This window comes from Vibrio nigripulchritudo ATCC 27043 (genome assembly GCF_000222685.1).
In the GTDB taxonomy this organism is placed as follows: domain Bacteria; phylum Pseudomonadota; class Gammaproteobacteria; order Enterobacterales; family Vibrionaceae; genus Vibrio; species Vibrio nigripulchritudo.
On sequence record NZ_AFWJ01000017.1, the window covers coordinates 1 to 16435 of the forward strand.

The window sequence follows — 16435 nt, forward strand, 5'->3', positions numbered from 1 at the left end:
CATTGGGGAAGACCAGAAGGGATGACGGTTCTTGGTTTCACCGGATGGCAACTGACACTGGGTGGTATCGCCTTGCTCCCTGCCGCCATGATGTATGAAGACTTTCCTTCTTCACTGAATCTGGTCAACATCTCGGGCTATGTTTATTTAAGTATCATAGGCGGAGCATTTGGCTACTTTGTGTGGTTCAGGGGAATTGAAAAATTAAATACGATCACGACTTCGTTTTTAGGCTTTCTTAGCCCTGTTTCGGCTAGCTTGCTGGGTTACGCTGTACTTGGTGAGACATTTACTCATTTACAAATGCTGGGTGCGTTCGCCATTATTGTGGCAATTTATCTTGCGAGACCACAGCCTCCGAAACCTCAAGGCGTGGAGGATTCGGTGCCTGTAACAAGCTCTCGCTGAGCCGAGCAGCGTAAGATTATTAGGGTCAACAGACCCTAGGTACAAACAGGGCAGCTTGCTGCCCTGCTCAGTTTCTATGACGTGATCAACTGGTACTTTTGATCACGGTTGACTGTTTTCCCGCGTCGTTGACTTGATAACCAAGAGCCAGAATCTGATTTCGGATTGCGTCCGCTTCTTCGTATTTTTTCTCCTGCTTGAGCTTCACTCGTCTTTCGGCAAGCTGAATGATTTCCTCTGGGATCGCTTCTTCTTTGACTTTGTCTATTTCCAGACCAAACACCAAGTCAAAATACAAAAGCGTGGCTTTTTTGTCTTCGGGAGAAAGTGCGCTGTCCAATACTTCCCAAACCAAGGACAACGCTTGTGGCATGTTAAGGTCACGATTGGTTCGCTCCAGAAATTCCTGTCGGAACTTTTCATCAACTTCACCGCCATTGGGCAATGCCACTACTTTGGTTCTCAGTCGGCTAAGGGCTTTTTGCGCGCCTTTTAAGCCGTCCCAGGTAAAACTCAGGTGGCTTCGATAATGACTGGTTAAAGCCAGATATCGGTAGGCTAGTGGCTCAAAGCCTTGTTCCAACAAGCTTTCCAAACGGAGGGATTTGCCTGATTTGGAAATCTTCTCGTTATCGATTTTCAGAAAGTAACCGTGCAACCAATAGTTTGCCTGAACGTGACCATTTTTTGCCTGACACTGGGCAATTTCGTTGGTGTGGTGAACCGGGATGTGGTCTTCTCCACCGATATGGATATCGAACACTTCCCCCAGATATTTTTCTGCCATGGCTGAACATTCAATGTGCCAGCCGGGGAAACCTCTGCCCCAAGGACTGTCCCATTCCATCTGTCTCTGCTTGTCACCGCTGAATTTCCACAATGCAAAGTCGGTGGGCAGCTTTTTCTCTGCCATATCCACACGAATGCCTGCTTCCAGCCCTTGCTTGTCCAGTTTCGCCAGCTTGCCGTAATCCGGCAGTTTGTCCGTGTTGAAGTACACGCCATCACTGGTTTGGTAGGTAAATCCTTTTTCTTCCAAAGACTGGATAAATTCTATCTGCTCTTGAATGTGCTCGGTTGCGCGGCACGTAATCGATGGAGTAAGAATGTTCAGCCGTTCGAAATCCTGAAAGAAAGCGTCCTCAAAAAAAGTGGCAATTTCCCAAGCAGACTTTTGCTGCTTACGCGCCCCTTTTTCCATTTTGTCTTCGCCGGTGTCGCCATCCGATACGAGGTGACCAACATCGGTGATGTTCATGACATGCTTTACCTCGTAGCCATTCAACTGGAGAACTCGGCGCAACACATCGACAAAAAGATAGGTGCGAAGGTTGCCAACGTGAGCGTAGTCGTAAACGGTCGGTCCACATGCATACAACCCAACCTTTCCTTCCTCAATGCCATTAAAAGGCATGAGTTTTCTGTCCATAGTGTTAAAAAATTGCAGTGCTGGCTGAGCCATAATTCAATCCTTGTTTCGGTTGTCGTGAACAAAATAAAAAAGGCCGTAGATGGGAGCATCTACGGCCTTGGTAATCGAGTGATATTGATATCTTGGTTAACTATGCGTCAGGTACTCGAATGCAGCCGTAAATGCAGGATTTACAGCAACAACACTCTTGATTGATAAACGCAGTCATTAAGTTCATGTTTTTTAAATTAAGCGAGATGAGACCAGATTGCAATGGGGGAGTTTGATATAAACTGCAATAAGTGTTGACCTCGACCTAAGTTGAGGTTTTAGAGTGCAGTTCAACCATAACCAAGTAACGTCAAGAAGCTAAAAGCAAACAGGAAAACCATGTTAACGGATAACCAAAAAGTACTGTACCTGAAAAGATTAAACATAACCGAAATACCAAAAGACCCGCGTGAGTTGTTAGCGCAGCTTCATCTTGCCCATTTATATCACCTGCCATTTGAAAATCTGGATATTACATTTGGCAGAAAAATCAGTCTTTCAGAACCGAAGATTCTTCACAAACTGCTGGAGGAAAAGCGGGGCGGATTCTGTTACGAGCTCAACTACGGTTTTTATCTTTTGTTACTCTCAATGGGGTTCAAAGTTCAATTGCTTTCGGCAAGAGTCCTTGGTTCTGAAGATTATGGACCGGAGTTTGATCACCTAATGCCACTGGTCGAGATCGAGGGTAAACAGCTTTTGGCTGATGTTGGGGTAGGAGACAGCTTTCTGGTGCCAATTTCGATAGATGGCACTGTCCATCATGACGCCTATTCCTCTTACAAAGTCGAAGATAAAGACGGGCAACTTTTCCTGATGCGCAGCGAAGACAAGCAAACCTGGCAACCTCAATATCAGTTCACTTTGAGGGAACGAATTTTAAGTGATTTTACTGAGATGTGTGATTATCAGCAGACGTCTCCCAAAGCCATTTTCACACAGAGAACCAGTTGCTCAATCGCTACGTCTGATGGTCGGTTAACCCTGACAGGGCGTAAGTTGGTAACAACCAGACAAGGTAAGAAATCCGAACAATCCGTCAATTCTGTACTGGAATACCATTCCCTGCTTAAAAAGCATTTTGACGTGGTGTTACCGACTGGTTTCGATGTGGAAAGCTGGTTTAATCAGGACTAAAAAACCGGAGCTGATGCTCCGGTTTTGTTGAGGTTGCTGGGGGGCTAGTTACAAGCGCCCAGATCTTTCCATACGTCCCAAGGTCCAGAGTTTTTCTCTGGATCTGCACCTTGTGTCCACCATTCAGCTTGGTACTTCACGCCATTGTGCTGAACAGTATCGCCAGTCAGATACACAGTACCTGCATCCCAGGTCGTAAGCCCCGGACAGGTTCCGCCGTTTGAGCCTTTCTTGACGGACACTTTCTGACTATAAGAAGCCGATTTACCACCATTGTCGGTGACTGTCAGTTTGACTGTGTAAGTGCCGTTCGCGACGTAGTTTTGAACGCCTTTCACGCCTTTACCAGTGCTGCCGTTACCGTAGCTCCAGGCGTACTGAACGATGCTTCCGTCGTTGTCATAAGACTTAGACGCATCAAAGGTACAGGCAAGCTCGTTACAGGCATAAGTGAAATCAGCAACAGGTGGTTGGTTAATATCAATCAAGTCCACTTTACTGTTAGGCACACCGCCCGGGAAGTGAGACGACACTTTTGGCCAGATCTTACTGATGTGTGCACCTTTGTTGTAGCAACCGCCAAGGTGGTGAAGTGCAATTACGTTGTTGCTGGCTGCCGCTAATACAGGTGAACCGGAGGAACCGCCCTCGGTATCACACAGGTAACCTGCATCCGTATTAGTACCGCGACCATTTGTTACAGGGCGATCGACCTGACATAGACCTCTGTCAGTCTCGATACCCAGTTCTTTCTTACGGCCACCGGGATGTTGAGGAATGTAGATGCGCTCAGAAAGCTTAGGAATACGAGGGTCTAAACCAAGGTAACCAAACTTAGAAATCTGAGAGAAGTTCTTCACGTTAAACAGGGTGTAGTCCAGCGTGTAGTCTGTAGACAGTAGTTTGTTCGCCTGAACTTTAACTGTGGTTGCGCTCGCTCCACCACAGGATGCCTGCTGGTAGTTGAACCAGACTTCTGTAGAAGCTGCTTCAGCCGCAGATTCCACACAGTGGTTATTGGTCATCATCAGGTTATCAGGACCGACACGCCACGCTGTACACAAGCTGCGACCGCCGATCAACAGCCTTGCTACTGGCTTTGAATGGGCAAATTCTGTTGGGTGAGAATCTTTGTAGCACACCGCGGCTTTCTTCTGATCGGTGCCACAGATAGACTCGGTGCCGTCTGGATTCATGTTGATGATCGAATCGATCTCGGCTTGCGTTTTACCCTTCTGGTATTGATCGATGACCACATTAAGGACCGCATTTGGATCCTTAGCTTCACCGATGACTTTTACATGCACAGTGTCGCCTTGAATCGACATCGCAGAGAAGCTGTTTACGCCATCATCTCCCGCAGCAGAATTGTAGGTTTTCGCTGTGTTCAAACCCGGTCCGTAGTGCAGTACTTCATCTCTGTCTGGGGACGAGACTTCTACTGCCATGCCTTCCGGTACCTGAAACTGAGAGAAGTGGACTTTGATGAAGCTTGCGCCTGGTGAATAAAGCAGATTAGCACTTTCTTCCAGAGCACTGCTTGCAGTTAAAGAAAGCTGTGCGCTGACTTCTTCAGAAATAGTTGGCAGTACATCTGGGATCTGGTCATGGGCTGCAAATGCCGACGTGGCCGTTGCCACTCCCATTGCCAACGCGCTGATCACCATGAGATGGTTTTTTTCTTATTAAGTTGTCTGATGTTGCGGTTCATTTTTTTAATTCCATTTTTATGCATCTGTTGATTTCAACTTTTACCTGGAACCCCAAACCCTACCTGAAGGACGTGACGGTAAGGACAAGCTATTGAAATTGAGCAGGTTGTGTTATTCGATCAAACGTATCTGCTCAGCTAAAGTGCCTAACTTCTATGAATAATCGAATGTTTGCTCTCAAGATAATCACCCTGTTTGTGCGAACAGGAGAACTCCCCTTTCTTTTCAAGCAATAAAAACTTAGCCGAACACACTGAATCCGCTTTATTTTTTTGCCAAAAAATCAATGCATTTTATGAAGTTATGAGAGCAGTTCGGATTAAATGAAACTAATAAATCTCTCAGTTTTTCTTTTAGTGACAATGTTCCAATTTGAACAAATACTCGCTTTTAACATGCTAGGTGCTTGTTCCAGATACAAAAAAGCCCGGCGCGTCAGCCGGGCAAAATGGATTGAGGTTCCATTGAAGTTATGGAGTCCACGTAACTGTCAAATCGACGTTTGAGTATGCCTGATAGCCATTCAGGCTCATGTGCCACTTACCAGCGCTTGGATTGTTGATAACGCATGATTCTGCATTACCGTTGATCCAAGGAGCACAGTCGTTGTCGTAAGTAGACGGCTGGCTGCCAAACTTCACATAAAGGTCGGCGTCACCTGTGCCACCAGCAATGCTGACAACCAGTTTGCTCATTCCTGCTGGAATGTCGATGTTGTAGTGATCCCAGCTGCCTTGAGCCCCTGAAAGGTTCTTAGCGGAAGCTGTACCACCTTGATTTGGGTTTGGATCCGGGTCTGGCGTGCCACCACCCGCAAGCTGAATTGCGCGATCAACCGCAGCATTGGCGTCTAGCATACCTGCGCCACAGCCACCGTTGCTGCACGAGCCTGGGAATGGGCGAGCAGAATCTTTGATGATGCTTTCAACCTGATCCGGAGTTGCTGCTGGGAATGCTTGTTTCACCAGAGCTGCAACACCTGCCACGTGTGGCGTTGCCATCGAGGTACCGCTCATACGAGTAGAAGAAGGACCCTGAGGCGTTGCTGTACCTGAATCCACAGTAGACAGGATACTTACGCCCGGTGCCATGATGTCTACTTCGGAACCGAAGTTACTGAAGTTTGCCTGATTGCCGCTTTGGTCAGATGCGCCAACCGTGATAACGCCCTGACAGTTTGCAGGTCTTACGTTTGCTGTATTGACTCTGTCGTTACCTGCTGCGATAACAACCACAGCACCTTTATTACGTGCCGCGTTGATCGCGTTTTGGTAGGTGTAACCACAGGCGCCAGAACCACCAAGGCTGAGGTTGATGACTTGTGCCGGATTGCTGTTATACACGTTACCCGCGCCTGCTGCCCACATGATACCGTCTGCAATATCCGATAAAGAACCACCACAACGGCCAAGTACACGTGCAGAGGTCAGGGTTGCATCAAACGCAACACCGACACCGTACTGACCATTACCTTCAACCGCGCCGACTGTACCCAGTACGTGTGTACCGTGCCAGGTGGAATTACGAGCTGGAATAGGGTTGCCATACTTGTCGCGACCACATTCGCCATACGCTGAGCGGTCACCAGCATCAATACCGTTAGAATCACGACCATCGCCATCACGCGATGTCCAGGAATTGGTGATGAAATCGTAATGAGAAACCAGACTTGGGGTCAGGTCTGGGTGGTTAGTGAAACCTGTATCCACAACACTGACTGTGACGCCCTGACCGGTCGCTTTGTTCCACGCCTGAGGTGCACGAATACCTGTTGTGTTGTTGCTGTAGTGCCACTGGCTTGAATACTGAGGATCCGCTGGTGTGTAGAAAGGTACTGCCCAGCCATCCAGTTCCACACTTTCTACGTTCGGATCAGCTTTTAGCTTCTGAATGATGTTTTCCAAGTCGTATGCGTTGGTCGCACTGCCCACTTTCACAACGTGGTGATCGTCCAGAAGCATGGCGCGTTTGTAGCTGATTTCGTTACCTAATTCATTCGTCAGGTCATTAGACAAGCTTCGAATGTTATCAGACTGCTGAGCTTTCACGATTGACGCCATGAAGCCGCTTTTCGCAGTCGCAGACGCCTTGTACTTAACGATAAGCTGTACGTTATCGCTAGGGATCGTTTCCAACGCTCGGGACAGTGCTTGCACTGAGTTCTGAGCCTGAACAAGAGCCGCAGACGAATCTGCCGCAAAAGCGCTAGATGCGGATACTCCCGCTAGCATAAGCGCCGTTACCACTGCTGTGTGTTTGAAGTTTGTTAGTTTCACTTCTTATCTCCGTGACAAATAGCGACTCGCCATCAACCTTCTTCTCTGTGCACGTATGCAGGCGGTTTACCTGTCTCCCCACCTAACATACTGAAATGTGCACATGAATCGGATTGAATTTAGCGAGCTGCGAATGATTCGGTTATGTAATCCATCACCAACCAAATCGAACACAAATCGGGATCTCCGTTCCCGTTCTAAATTTCGCTAAAAACACTAAGGTATAAAAAATGGGGTTTATAGAATGGAAGTGAATATATGGAATCATCAATATAAAACGGCATGTATAGCGATGAAATCTATCTTTTAGTAATTAATGGAATTTGTTTGATACTTAATTTCTTGCTTGATTGATTTAGGATTGATTTATTTTGAGAAAAGCTATTCAAATGAGAATTAAAGGTCAAAGTATCTAGATATATTCGTTTTGCTGGATGGAATTCTGGCTGTTTACAAAATAACCAAAATCACATTTTGTCTGTTTTTTGTACGGATGGGGAAGGGGGATGCACTTATCTGTTCAATAAGTGCACTTGTTTTAAAATAAGACAGGTGGAGACTTAACGCAAAGTCACACTAGCTGAAACAGGTATCTGCCCAGTGGGTTAGCCCTGCCGTAACCGAGCCGAAGTAGCTGCCACTGACGATAGGGACGTTAGGCAATTGAGTCTCTATTGCGCTGCGCAACATCGGTGAACGCGCGCTTCCTCCGGTCAGATAAATCGCGTCAGGTTTTTTACCACCCAGTTTCAATGCCTCTGCCACCAGGTCGATCATTTTCTCTCGCGGGGCCGTGACCGCTTCTGCCATTTGGCTCTGAGTTACCTCAACGTCCAGCATCTCTGAAATCAGGTTTAATTGCGCCTGATGAACGGTATTGTCAGAGAGCGCAATCTTAGCCTGCTCTGCCTGACGAATAATACTGTAGCCCAGGGTTTCCTGATAAACCTGTAAAAGTCGGTCGAGTTTTTCAGGCTCCAGTGCTTCCTTTCTTAGCTGACGAAGCACTTTGTGATTCTCTCGACCATAGAAATCTTTCTGAGCTTCCACATTGTTAATGGCAACCGGATTCCAGAACTGGTTCAAGGGAATATCGATTCCTGCTTTGGTTTTGCTGCCTCTGCCAAACGCAGGCATAAGCTGTTTAAATGCCAGATAAATATCGAAGTCGTTTCCTCCAACACGCTGACCACTGTGAGCCAGCAAGCTATCACTGCGATCGGTTTTACGTGCCCAGTCTGGTCCCATTTCGATGAGTGAGCAGTCGGTAGTACCACCACCAATATCCACGACAAGCACGGTTTTGTTTTCGTTTAATGTGCTTTCGTAGTCCAGCCCCGCCGCGACAGGCTCAAACTGAAATTCGATGTTGTTAAACCCGGCTCGGGTTGCCGCTCTTCTTAGAATTCCTTCTGCCTGTCGGTTAGATTCTTCTCCACCGCGCCCATGAAAGTTAATTGGGCGACCAATCACGGCATCCGTAATGATCTTATCAAGGTGCGACTCTGCGTTGTTTTTGATGTTAACCATCATGGCGCACACCAGATCTTCGAAAAACCGAATCTGCATTTCGTGCAATCCGCTGGCACCAAGGAACGATTTGGGCGACTTCACGTAATACACTTCACGTGGATCTTCCAGGTAGAGATCCAGCGCCGCTTGCCCGAAAAGCAAATCTTCTGGCTGTAATTCGATGCCTTCTTCGCGGTTAAAAGCAATGGCTCGCCTCAATGCCTTTTCCCCAGCTTCATCACTCGGAGATATACCATGGTGACGGAACAGGGCTTCTGAAACTGCCTCACGAGTCGGGGCACAGAGTGTGGAAGGAATAAAGTGGCTGTCTTTTTCTAACGGGATGAGCGAGGGCGTTTTCCCCTCTTTCGACTCACCTTGCACCATAGATGCGACTGAGCAATTTGCTGTTCCATAATCAAAACCGATGAACATGTAACCTCCCGTATTTGAGTGAAAAAAGGTCGGCGATCCTACAGCAAAATGAATGTCATAGAAACTGGTATATGCATCAAATTGACAAAATGTGAGTAAGCACCGCCTCTTGGTGAGCTAAATAGTGCGTCTCAAAAAATACAGGTTGTCATACTTTAATGTATGGAAAATGTGATCTTCTTGTAAAACAAGATGTTAAAAAAACTTTCAACCTGAATGAGAATTATTTAAAAGTGAGGAAAAGATCAATAAAAGGGAACATTCCCATTGACGCAGATTTTCGAAATTTATAGTTTCCCCTCCGTATTGTTAGTTTTATCAAAAACGTATTTAACCAAAGAGTTAAGGCTTTACTAATCAATACTTTCGCGAAGTTACGCGTTTTTCTGCGTCATGCTGAATGAATTCTTATCGAGTTTACTTTTTACAAACGCAGAGCGTTTCTTTATTCGCTCGTATTTGAGGTTGAAATAACCTCAGAAATACTGGCAGACCATAAAAATAATGAAGGAAAAACAATGAAAATCTCTAAAGTTTCATTGGCAGTTGCACTTACATTGTCTTCTGCGTCATCGATTGCCCAAACATCGTCCCCGTCTTTCACTGAATCCCTCGAAGGTCGCGTTATGTCCTATACGGAATTCGCAGACAATAAACTAAACCAAAAAATGCTCATGACATTTGCGGAGCAGTCGGCAGATGGTTCGATTGCGTTTGATATCGACCATACCTGTGGGCACGTGTCTGGAGTCCTTAATCTCAGCGATCCGCAAAGTACCTTTGGCGGTGACATGAACGTGACCGTTAAAGATTTTGGTTACACTCAACGTTGTTCAACCGCAGAATTTGATGATCTAAGAGCGTTAGTAACAGCAGACAACATCAACTCGTTCAGGCTGATGACCACTGAAATGCACCTTTCTTCCAGCTCTACGGGAAAAACACTGGCATTCCGTGATACGACAGAATCCATAGAAGTGCAAAACGTTCGTCAGTCGGTGTTCGACTCTTACTGGGTACCAGAAAATCCAGGACCTGAGTTTGTGGTTGAAAATGCCAATTCCGTTGAGCCAATTTTGGAGCAGCTTCAGCACACACCAAAAGACTGGCCATATTATGTGGCTCACAAATATGCTCTTCGTATATTCGAAACCGACAATACTGACTCTGGTCTGGCGATGGAGACCAGTGCAGGTCGTCCTTTTCACATCACCAACGGAACGTTGGAGAAGGGGAACAAAGGTACTCAGTTCAATTTTGATTACGCTCGGCAGTCAGGCTACGACTTAACTCAGGGTTCCGTAAACTTTGGCAACTTACATTGGTCTCACCGTATCCATCTGAGATGGTCTGACGAACTGAGAACCAAAAATCGTTTCCAATACGATGGGAATACTCTGACCCTGTCTTCAGATTCTTCGGAAGACAACGTCAAGTTCAAACGTTTGGTAAAAGAAGCCAGAGTGGCAGACCTGAGAAATACCGAGTGGGTGGCAAAGGTTGCAGACCAGCAAGTGAATGTGACTTTTGGTAGCCACTCACTGACAGAGGTGGTTGCGAGCATCACTGGCAATGGCTCAAAGACCATTGTGACTTTGGGTTCGAACGACTCTGGTTCGTTGAATCAGGCTGAAGTAGCGGGTGCTGATCGAGCAAATATCGTCACAACAGAACTTCGCAATGTTCTGCCAGAGACAAAATCGGTCATCATTGATTACTCTAACCCTAGCGTTCGCAAGCTTCACATTGTGACCGCAAGTCAGGTCATCACTCTTACTGAGAAAAAGAACATCCCAATTGTATTTGGTTAAATAAATCTTCAAATACAATCTGTTAGAGTACGTGCATTTAAGCCCGGTTGTTGTGCAACCGGGCTTTTCTTTTTGAGATCACTTTCAGATATCCTCCCCCCGAGCGAGCAAGGGAAAACTTAACTTGTAAAATCAGTTGCGCTAAGTTCGCAAGAATTGAAAATTCTTATCTCAGCATTATTCGTAAACTGTCGGTCAGGCTAAATCAAAAGGAAAACGATAACTCATGTCAGAAACGAAATTCGCAGAAGACGAATCCACGAAAAGATTGGCAAATACGCCCGTCTTTACACTCTTTATGCAGACAGCGGTTCCGATTTGTATCGGTATGCTGGTGATTGGTTTATATGGAGTGGTTGATGGAATCTTCATTGCCCGTTGGGTAGGTGCCGATGCGATTGGTGCCGTCTCTATGGTCTTCCCGGCTCAAATGCTGATCTCTTCGATTGGTGCCATGGTGGCATCCGGTACTGCGGCAATTCTCACTCGGCTGATTGGCGAAAAGAAGCTGCCAGAAGCCGGTCAGATTGCCGGGAACTCAGTCCTTTTGGTTTCGGTGTTCAGCATTCTGTTCTTTGTGGTCGGAATGTGGCAACTGGATTCAGTTCTGGAATTCTTAGCGGTGCCTCCGGTTTTCTATCCACTGGCTTATGATTACGCTCAGCCTATCATTGTAGGGGGCGCAATCGCAGTTTTGCTTCCGGTGATAGGAGACGTATTCCGGGCAGAAGGCAAAGCCAAGATCATGATGCTGCTGATGCTCACTTCGTCCGTTCTCAACATTGTTCTGGATTACATCTTCATTGTTCTTCTGGGTTGGGGAGTTTCGGGTGCAGCGTGGGCAACCATCATTGCTCAGCTCGTGTCACTGACAATTGCCGTAAGTTTATACCTCAGAGGCGGCACTTTGGTGCGATTCTCGTTCGGGTTACATCTTAAGTTCTGGGGTTCGATTCTGGCACTTGGGATCCCGGTACTGATCGCGCAGATGGGAATGGCAATTCAGACAGGATTGGTGAACTACCAGTTTACCTTTATGGCGACAGAAGAATGGATTAGTGCCTACGGTATTCTTGGTCGACTTTCTATCTTCATCATCCTGCCAATGATCGCCATGCTGATCTCCTTCCAGACCATATGTGGATTTAATTTAGGTGCGAGTGCATTCGAGCGGGTTCAGGAAAGCATCAAAGTTTCACTTACCGCGATGGTGGTGTATTCAAGCCTGGTGACAGTGGCTTTGCTTGTCATACCCGAATGGTTACTTGGAATATTCACAACAGAAAGTGTGCTTATTGATTACGGTAAGGTTATTATTTTTGCCACCATATGGGGATTGCCACTGGCTGGTATTAACATGCTGGCAACTGGGTTTTATCAGGCAAAAGGCAACGCAAAACTGGCGATGCTGTACAGCTTGCTGCGCGTGGTATTGATTATGTCGCCGTTGTTGCTGATCCTTCCTCATTACTTTGGTATGAACGGTATTTTCTTGGCAATTGTGGCAGCCGATGTTTTCTCTGCGGTCATCACTTTCCTATTCTGCTTTAAGGAATACCGCAATTTGTCTTCATCGGAGTTGAGTTACGTTGACGTTAAGTAAGGAATCGGTGTCAGCAGAAAGCTGGCAAGTGTACAAGGAAAGGCTTGAACCCGTTTTGTCGCACATTCACGCTCATGTTGAAAAGCCGCTTACACTAGAGGAAGCGGCGGAGCTGAGTCATTTTTCAAAGTTCCACTTTCAACGGATATTCAGTGCAATCATTGGTGAAAGCCTGACCCAGTACAGCAATCGGTTACGGTTAGAAAAAGCAGCCAACAGGCTGCTTTTTGCTCGCTCGGAGTCGATTACCGAGGTCGCCTTAAGCCACGGCTTTTCCAGCAGCGCAAACTTTTCCCGTGCGTTTAAAGAACGTTTTGGTATTACGCCTTATGGTGTGCGAAGTGGAAAGTCGAGCAAAGCAAAAGATATAGAAACTGAGTTAAAGCAACCCATTGATACGTCGGTTTTGCAGCATCTTCATTCGTTGCGCCGTGAAGCGGATGTCTGCGAGCCAAGCGAAGCCATAACGCCAGAACGAATCTTCGAAACCGAAGAAAAAGAGCTTTGTTTGCTCAGGTCGAAACGCGGTTATCTGCTACCCAGTATCTTTAAATGCTGGAAAAATCTGATTGAATGGGGAATCAAAAACGAAATTGGTCCGATGGAGCAGGTTCGCTTGGCCATGTGTCGAGATAATCTGCTTTTTACTCCCAGAGAAAAGTGCCGCTACGACGCTGCTCTTTTCATCACGCCGGAGCAGAAAAGCAAAATCAAAGAACCTTTTGAACTGGGAAAACTGGAAGCGGGTAGGTATGCGGCGTTTCGTTATCAGGGTAAGCCAGATGATGCCGCTAAGTTTCAGCTAAGCCTGTATGCAAAGTGGTTGCCTTACAGTGGTTACGAGCCAGATACCGCCCCTCTGATTGAACGCTATGACAAACCGATCCTCACGCGATTTGATGATAACGGTAAGCCGGAGTGGATAGATATGGAAGTGTGGATCAAGATGAAGCCGCTCAGAACGATGAACGAACTGAGCGGTTAAATTTGTTAGTTGAATTCGCCATCGGCACCGAATTCAATGTCCGTTAATTCGGTAAAAATGTATTCACCATCCACTTCTTCACCTTTCTCTTTGGAGATGAGTACATTATCGACAAAGGTGAACGCATACATGTATTCGCCTTTGTCATAAATGTATGAAATTTTGCCGTTTTCTTGGTCAATCAAAGTCGTCGCGTGACCGTATTCTTTGATCAGAGCTTCTGAGCTGGTTTCACCCACAACAGCATGACGGTATCTATAGCGATCTCCCAAGTTTGAACAACCGGAGATTACCAAAATCGCTATCAATATGATCAGTAGTTTATTCATGTGTTTTATCCCAAATAGTCATGCGGGGATGCTAACACTCGAATCATGGAATTTACGTAAGCCAGTGTAAGAACTGGCAGCCTCAATGTATTTATTTCGGTGGTTGCAGAGCAAAATAAAACCGCCCAGAACGATAAACGAACTGAGCGGTTGATTGTATTGAAACCTCGCTAAGGGGAGGCGGCGAAATACCTGTCCACTGACCGTTCTGCCTCGGCGATGGGAGTTGCACTCTTACTGGCTGGGGGCGCAAACTCCGTTGTTGCCAGATCGTAGGTATACAGATCAATCGACTGATCCCTTTCATCTGAGTTGCGAATTTGCCCCTCTTCAGACGGGTACAGCACCGTCCCTAATACATCTCCCAGATGGCTCAACAGCACATCAAACGTCCCTTGTTGCGGTGGTGATGCTCGCTGTGGTGTCGGGTGACCATCCGTCAGCCTTAACCCAAGTACGTTCGGGTTCAGCGGACGAAGGTTAGGGTACTGGGGCGACACTTGTGGCGAAAGGAAATCAAACGCATGCAACGGGAAGTTGTTCAGCACGCCACCATCCATCCACAAACCGTGGTAGTCATCGGCTCTGCGGTTGTATTGACCCGTAGGCACATTGGCTTCCACATGCACAGGCTTGAACAGAATAGGCAGGTTCATCGAAATGCCCACTGCCTCAGCCACAGGGAAATGTGGGGTATGCCGTTTAGAAAACACCGCCGGTTTATGCTTAGTCAGGTTTGAACCGGTGATCACCAAGTCCACCCCCGTCAGGTTAAAGAATTCAGTGAAATTCAGTTCTGATCCATTCACTGCCATGATGGGAATGTGCTGACCGGGTGCGAGACGGCTCCTGACCAGACGATTCCACAACCTGCCATAGACGGCATTTTGTAGAAAGTTTCTGGCATTGGTGCCGGGGAACATGCCTCTATCAAACAGAATGTTGAACAGGTACTGCTCTGGGTGAGCGATCAGCCGTTGAACAATCGGGTCTGATGTGGAACCGAATGCTCCATTGCGCGCCAGAGAACCCAATGCGCCGGCAAGGGTAGAAATACCCCGAATGCTTCGGGTTTGCTGGCGAATGTGATCAATCGGTCGCACCCCATTGGGGGCGCTGGTATGCAAAGCAGGGCGGTTGTTACTGTCTACCGAGCGCGACAAACCTGTACTGGGTCCGTCAAAGAATCCGGTAAAGGTGCTGGAATTACTCAACACTTGCTGTAGCTGTGTTGAGTTGTATCCCATCGCCAGAAACATCGCCGTAATCGCACCTGCGGAAGCACCACTGATGCCCCGGATCTGGTTTTGACCCGGAGTGTCGATGTTAATGGGCAATACCCCAAGCCGCTCTAAAGCGCGTATTGCCCCAAGGTAGGTAACCCCTTTGCCCCCGCCACCTTCGAGCGCGAGATAATGGACATCGGTCGGGTTAGAGATTCGAGCCATGGCTTACGCTCCGTCCAGATCTTCAACCCATTCTCCGTCCTCATTCTGTTTCCATTTCGGTAACTTGTCGTCGGCTCTGAGGTGCACCAAGGTGGTTGGAATGCGCACATCCCAAGGGTCACCTTGCGGTTCTTCCTCTCCCGGTCTGTCCAGACGTTCGGCAATTTCATCGGCAATCGGCAGATACAGATCGCTTGATATAGCGGGAAGCGGTCCGCCATCCCAAAGCTCACCAAAGGAAATAAAGTGGTCAACGGCGCCTTCAAAGCCCAGTCGGATTGGAACTGACACGCGGCAATACCCGGCTTTGAGGAACTGATTGAAAAGCGGGTCGGTATCTTCATAGGCAATGCGTTCATCCCATAAGGGTTTTCTGCCCCAGAAATAAGGATAAGTCACCCATGTTACGTGCTCCCACTCAAATGCCTGCTCGAAGAAGCGTACATAAGGTCCTTCTGCTTCATTTTCAAATAGGTCGATTTGTGGGAAGCCTTCAGCTCCGGTATCAATGGCATTGAACAGATCAAAGTGCTGCTCGGTCAGGATACTGATGCAGTGTTTTTTCAGTTCATCCTTCATGATTTCCAGATTCAGTGCCGGGTTTTTGCCCTCTATCGCCACGCCTGCCTGCAACTCGGCGGCAGCCAGTTTTTCTTCGTACTCAGACAGACGAGCCTTGTAGGCATTGGTGAGTTTGGCGTGTGTGTCTAGCTTCCACTTCATCAAAGCGCGATCGGTTCGCTGGCATTTCACTTCGACGATGGCTGCCAAGTAGCTGACTTTCCATGTTTGCAGTGCAAAAGGAATACTTTCTCTTTCATTGCTCAGGCTGGTGCTCCAAACCCAGTCGCCGTCTTCGAAACGGTGAGAGCGATTCCCGATCACCACATCGACCACAAAGTTATCTTCCCAGATGGTCGCTACTTGCCCGACAACCCCATGAATGGCTTTATAGCCTTCGTCGATCTGAATAACACCAGAGTGATTGTAATGGGTGTCATCGTCACCACCTCCAGCTTTGAAATCCAGCGATTTGGTGATGTAAATTTCCGGCGGAGGCGACACATCGGTTGCCCCGTATTCCTGCACCCAGGTGTGGTAGTTGTGCTCGGTAATCTGGCTAGGTTTGAGGGGAAACTCCATCGGCTTTTCGATCTGCAACGCACTGGCGTGGGCATCAGATAGGGTTTCAATCAGAAATGCTCCTGGTTCAGGCACCATAAAGTCGTACATGGTGCGGATGCCATAGTTGTACATCTGCGCCTGATAGACTTTGTTTACCCACTGGTAAACGCCAGAGATATGTCCGTCACCACC

The 16435-nt window shown here is 47.3% G+C and carries 12 protein-coding genes; 5 read left to right on the forward strand and 7 right to left on the reverse strand.

The window, feature by feature from the left end; all coding sequences use genetic code 11:
- Positions 1–408, forward strand: a 408-nt coding sequence (locus tag RH89_RS03145; RefSeq protein WP_004398650.1) for an EamA family transporter, incomplete at its 5' end; no start/stop codon positions are given.
- An 85-nt stretch (positions 409–493) separates the two neighbouring features.
- Here RH89_RS03145 and cysS read toward each other — a convergent pair.
- Positions 494–1870 carry a cysteine--tRNA ligase gene (cysS, locus tag RH89_RS03150; RefSeq protein ID WP_004398651.1) on the reverse strand — a complete coding sequence of 459 codons (1377 nt, stop codon included), beginning with the start codon at positions 1868–1870 and terminating at the stop codon, positions 494–496.
- A 339-nt stretch (positions 1871–2209) separates the two neighbouring features.
- Between cysS and RH89_RS03155 the strand changes: the two genes are divergently transcribed.
- Positions 2210–3007: an arylamine N-acetyltransferase family protein gene (locus tag RH89_RS03155; RefSeq protein WP_004398653.1), complete on the forward strand. Its 798-nt coding sequence runs from the start codon at positions 2210–2212 to the stop codon at positions 3005–3007.
- Positions 3008–3051: 44 nt separating this feature from the next.
- Here RH89_RS03155 and RH89_RS30295 read toward each other — a convergent pair whose 3' ends face one another.
- The 3 genes from RH89_RS30295 to yegD all read right to left on the reverse strand — a co-directional run bounded on the left by RH89_RS30295 (position 3052) and on the right by yegD (position 8942).
- Positions 3052–4674 carry a PKD domain-containing protein gene (locus RH89_RS30295; protein WP_004398655.1) on the reverse strand — a complete coding sequence of 541 codons (1623 nt, stop codon included), beginning with the start codon at positions 4672–4674 and terminating at the stop codon, positions 3052–3054.
- Between the two features lie 515 nt (positions 4675–5189).
- Positions 5190–6995 carry a S8 family peptidase gene (locus RH89_RS03165; RefSeq protein ID WP_004398657.1) on the reverse strand — a complete coding sequence of 602 codons (1806 nt, stop codon included), beginning with the start codon at positions 6993–6995 and terminating at the stop codon, positions 5190–5192.
- 576 nt (positions 6996–7571) lie between these two features.
- Complete coding sequence (yegD, locus tag RH89_RS03170; protein WP_004398658.1) at positions 7572–8942, reverse strand: molecular chaperone; 1371 nt, start codon at positions 8940–8942, stop codon at positions 7572–7574.
- A gap of 518 nt (positions 8943–9460) precedes the next feature.
- On the opposite strand from yegD, the gene RH89_RS03175 reads away from it, so the two are divergent.
- The 3 genes from RH89_RS03175 (at position 9461) to RH89_RS03185 (ending at position 13341) form a co-directional block, all read left to right on the forward strand.
- A complete protein-coding gene (locus tag RH89_RS03175; protein ID WP_004398659.1) occupies positions 9461–10753 on the forward strand; it encodes a hypothetical protein in 1293 nt (430 codons plus the stop codon).
- A gap of 226 nt (positions 10754–10979) precedes the next feature.
- Positions 10980–12356 carry an MATE family efflux transporter gene (locus RH89_RS03180; protein WP_004398660.1) on the forward strand — a complete coding sequence of 459 codons (1377 nt, stop codon included), beginning with the start codon at positions 10980–10982 and terminating at the stop codon, positions 12354–12356.
- On the forward strand, positions 12343–13341 hold the full coding sequence (locus RH89_RS03185; RefSeq protein WP_080563950.1) for an AraC family transcriptional regulator: 999 nt from the start codon (positions 12343–12345) through the stop codon (positions 13339–13341). The genes RH89_RS03180 and RH89_RS03185 overlap by 14 nt, the downstream gene beginning before the upstream one ends.
- Before the next feature lie 5 nt (positions 13342–13346).
- On the opposite strand, the gene RH89_RS03190 is transcribed toward RH89_RS03185, so the two are convergent.
- The 3 genes from RH89_RS03190 to RH89_RS29825 form a co-directional block, all read right to left on the reverse strand.
- Positions 13347–13670, reverse strand: coding sequence for a hypothetical protein (locus tag RH89_RS03190; RefSeq protein WP_004398663.1), 324 nt, complete (start codon positions 13668–13670; stop codon positions 13347–13349).
- A 170-nt stretch (positions 13671–13840) separates the two neighbouring features.
- Entirely contained in the window at positions 13841–15118 is a 1278-nt protein-coding gene (locus tag RH89_RS03195; protein ID WP_004398665.1) for a patatin-like phospholipase family protein, read from the reverse strand.
- 3 nt (positions 15119–15121) lie between these two features.
- Positions 15122–16435: hypothetical protein (locus RH89_RS29825; protein ID WP_004398666.1), on the reverse strand; the 1314-nt coding region annotated here is incomplete at its 5' end.

Bases quoted from the DNA above. Each gene is read 5' to 3' on its own strand.
- cysS (WP_004398651.1), bottom strand. From the start codon at position 1,870: ATGGCTCAGCCAGCACTGCAATTTTTTAACACTATGGACAGAAAACTC.
- RH89_RS03155 (WP_004398653.1), top strand. From the start codon at position 2,210: ATGTTAACGGATAACCAAAAAGTACTGTACCTGAAAAGATTAAACATA.
- RH89_RS30295 (WP_004398655.1), bottom strand. From the start codon at position 4,674: ATGGTGATCAGCGCGTTGGCAATGGGAGTGGCAACGGCCACGTCGGCA.
- yegD (WP_004398658.1), bottom strand. From the start codon at position 8,942: ATGTTCATCGGTTTTGATTATGGAACAGCAAATTGCTCAGTCGCATCT.
- RH89_RS03175 (WP_004398659.1), top strand. From the start codon at position 9,461: ATGAAAATCTCTAAAGTTTCATTGGCAGTTGCACTTACATTGTCTTCT.
- RH89_RS03180 (WP_004398660.1), top strand. From the start codon at position 10,980: ATGTCAGAAACGAAATTCGCAGAAGACGAATCCACGAAAAGATTGGCA.
- RH89_RS03190 (WP_004398663.1), bottom strand. From the start codon at position 13,670: ATGAATAAACTACTGATCATATTGATAGCGATTTTGGTAATCTCCGGT.
- RH89_RS03195 (WP_004398665.1), bottom strand. From the start codon at position 15,118: ATGGCTCGAATCTCTAACCCGACCGATGTCCATTATCTCGCGCTCGAA.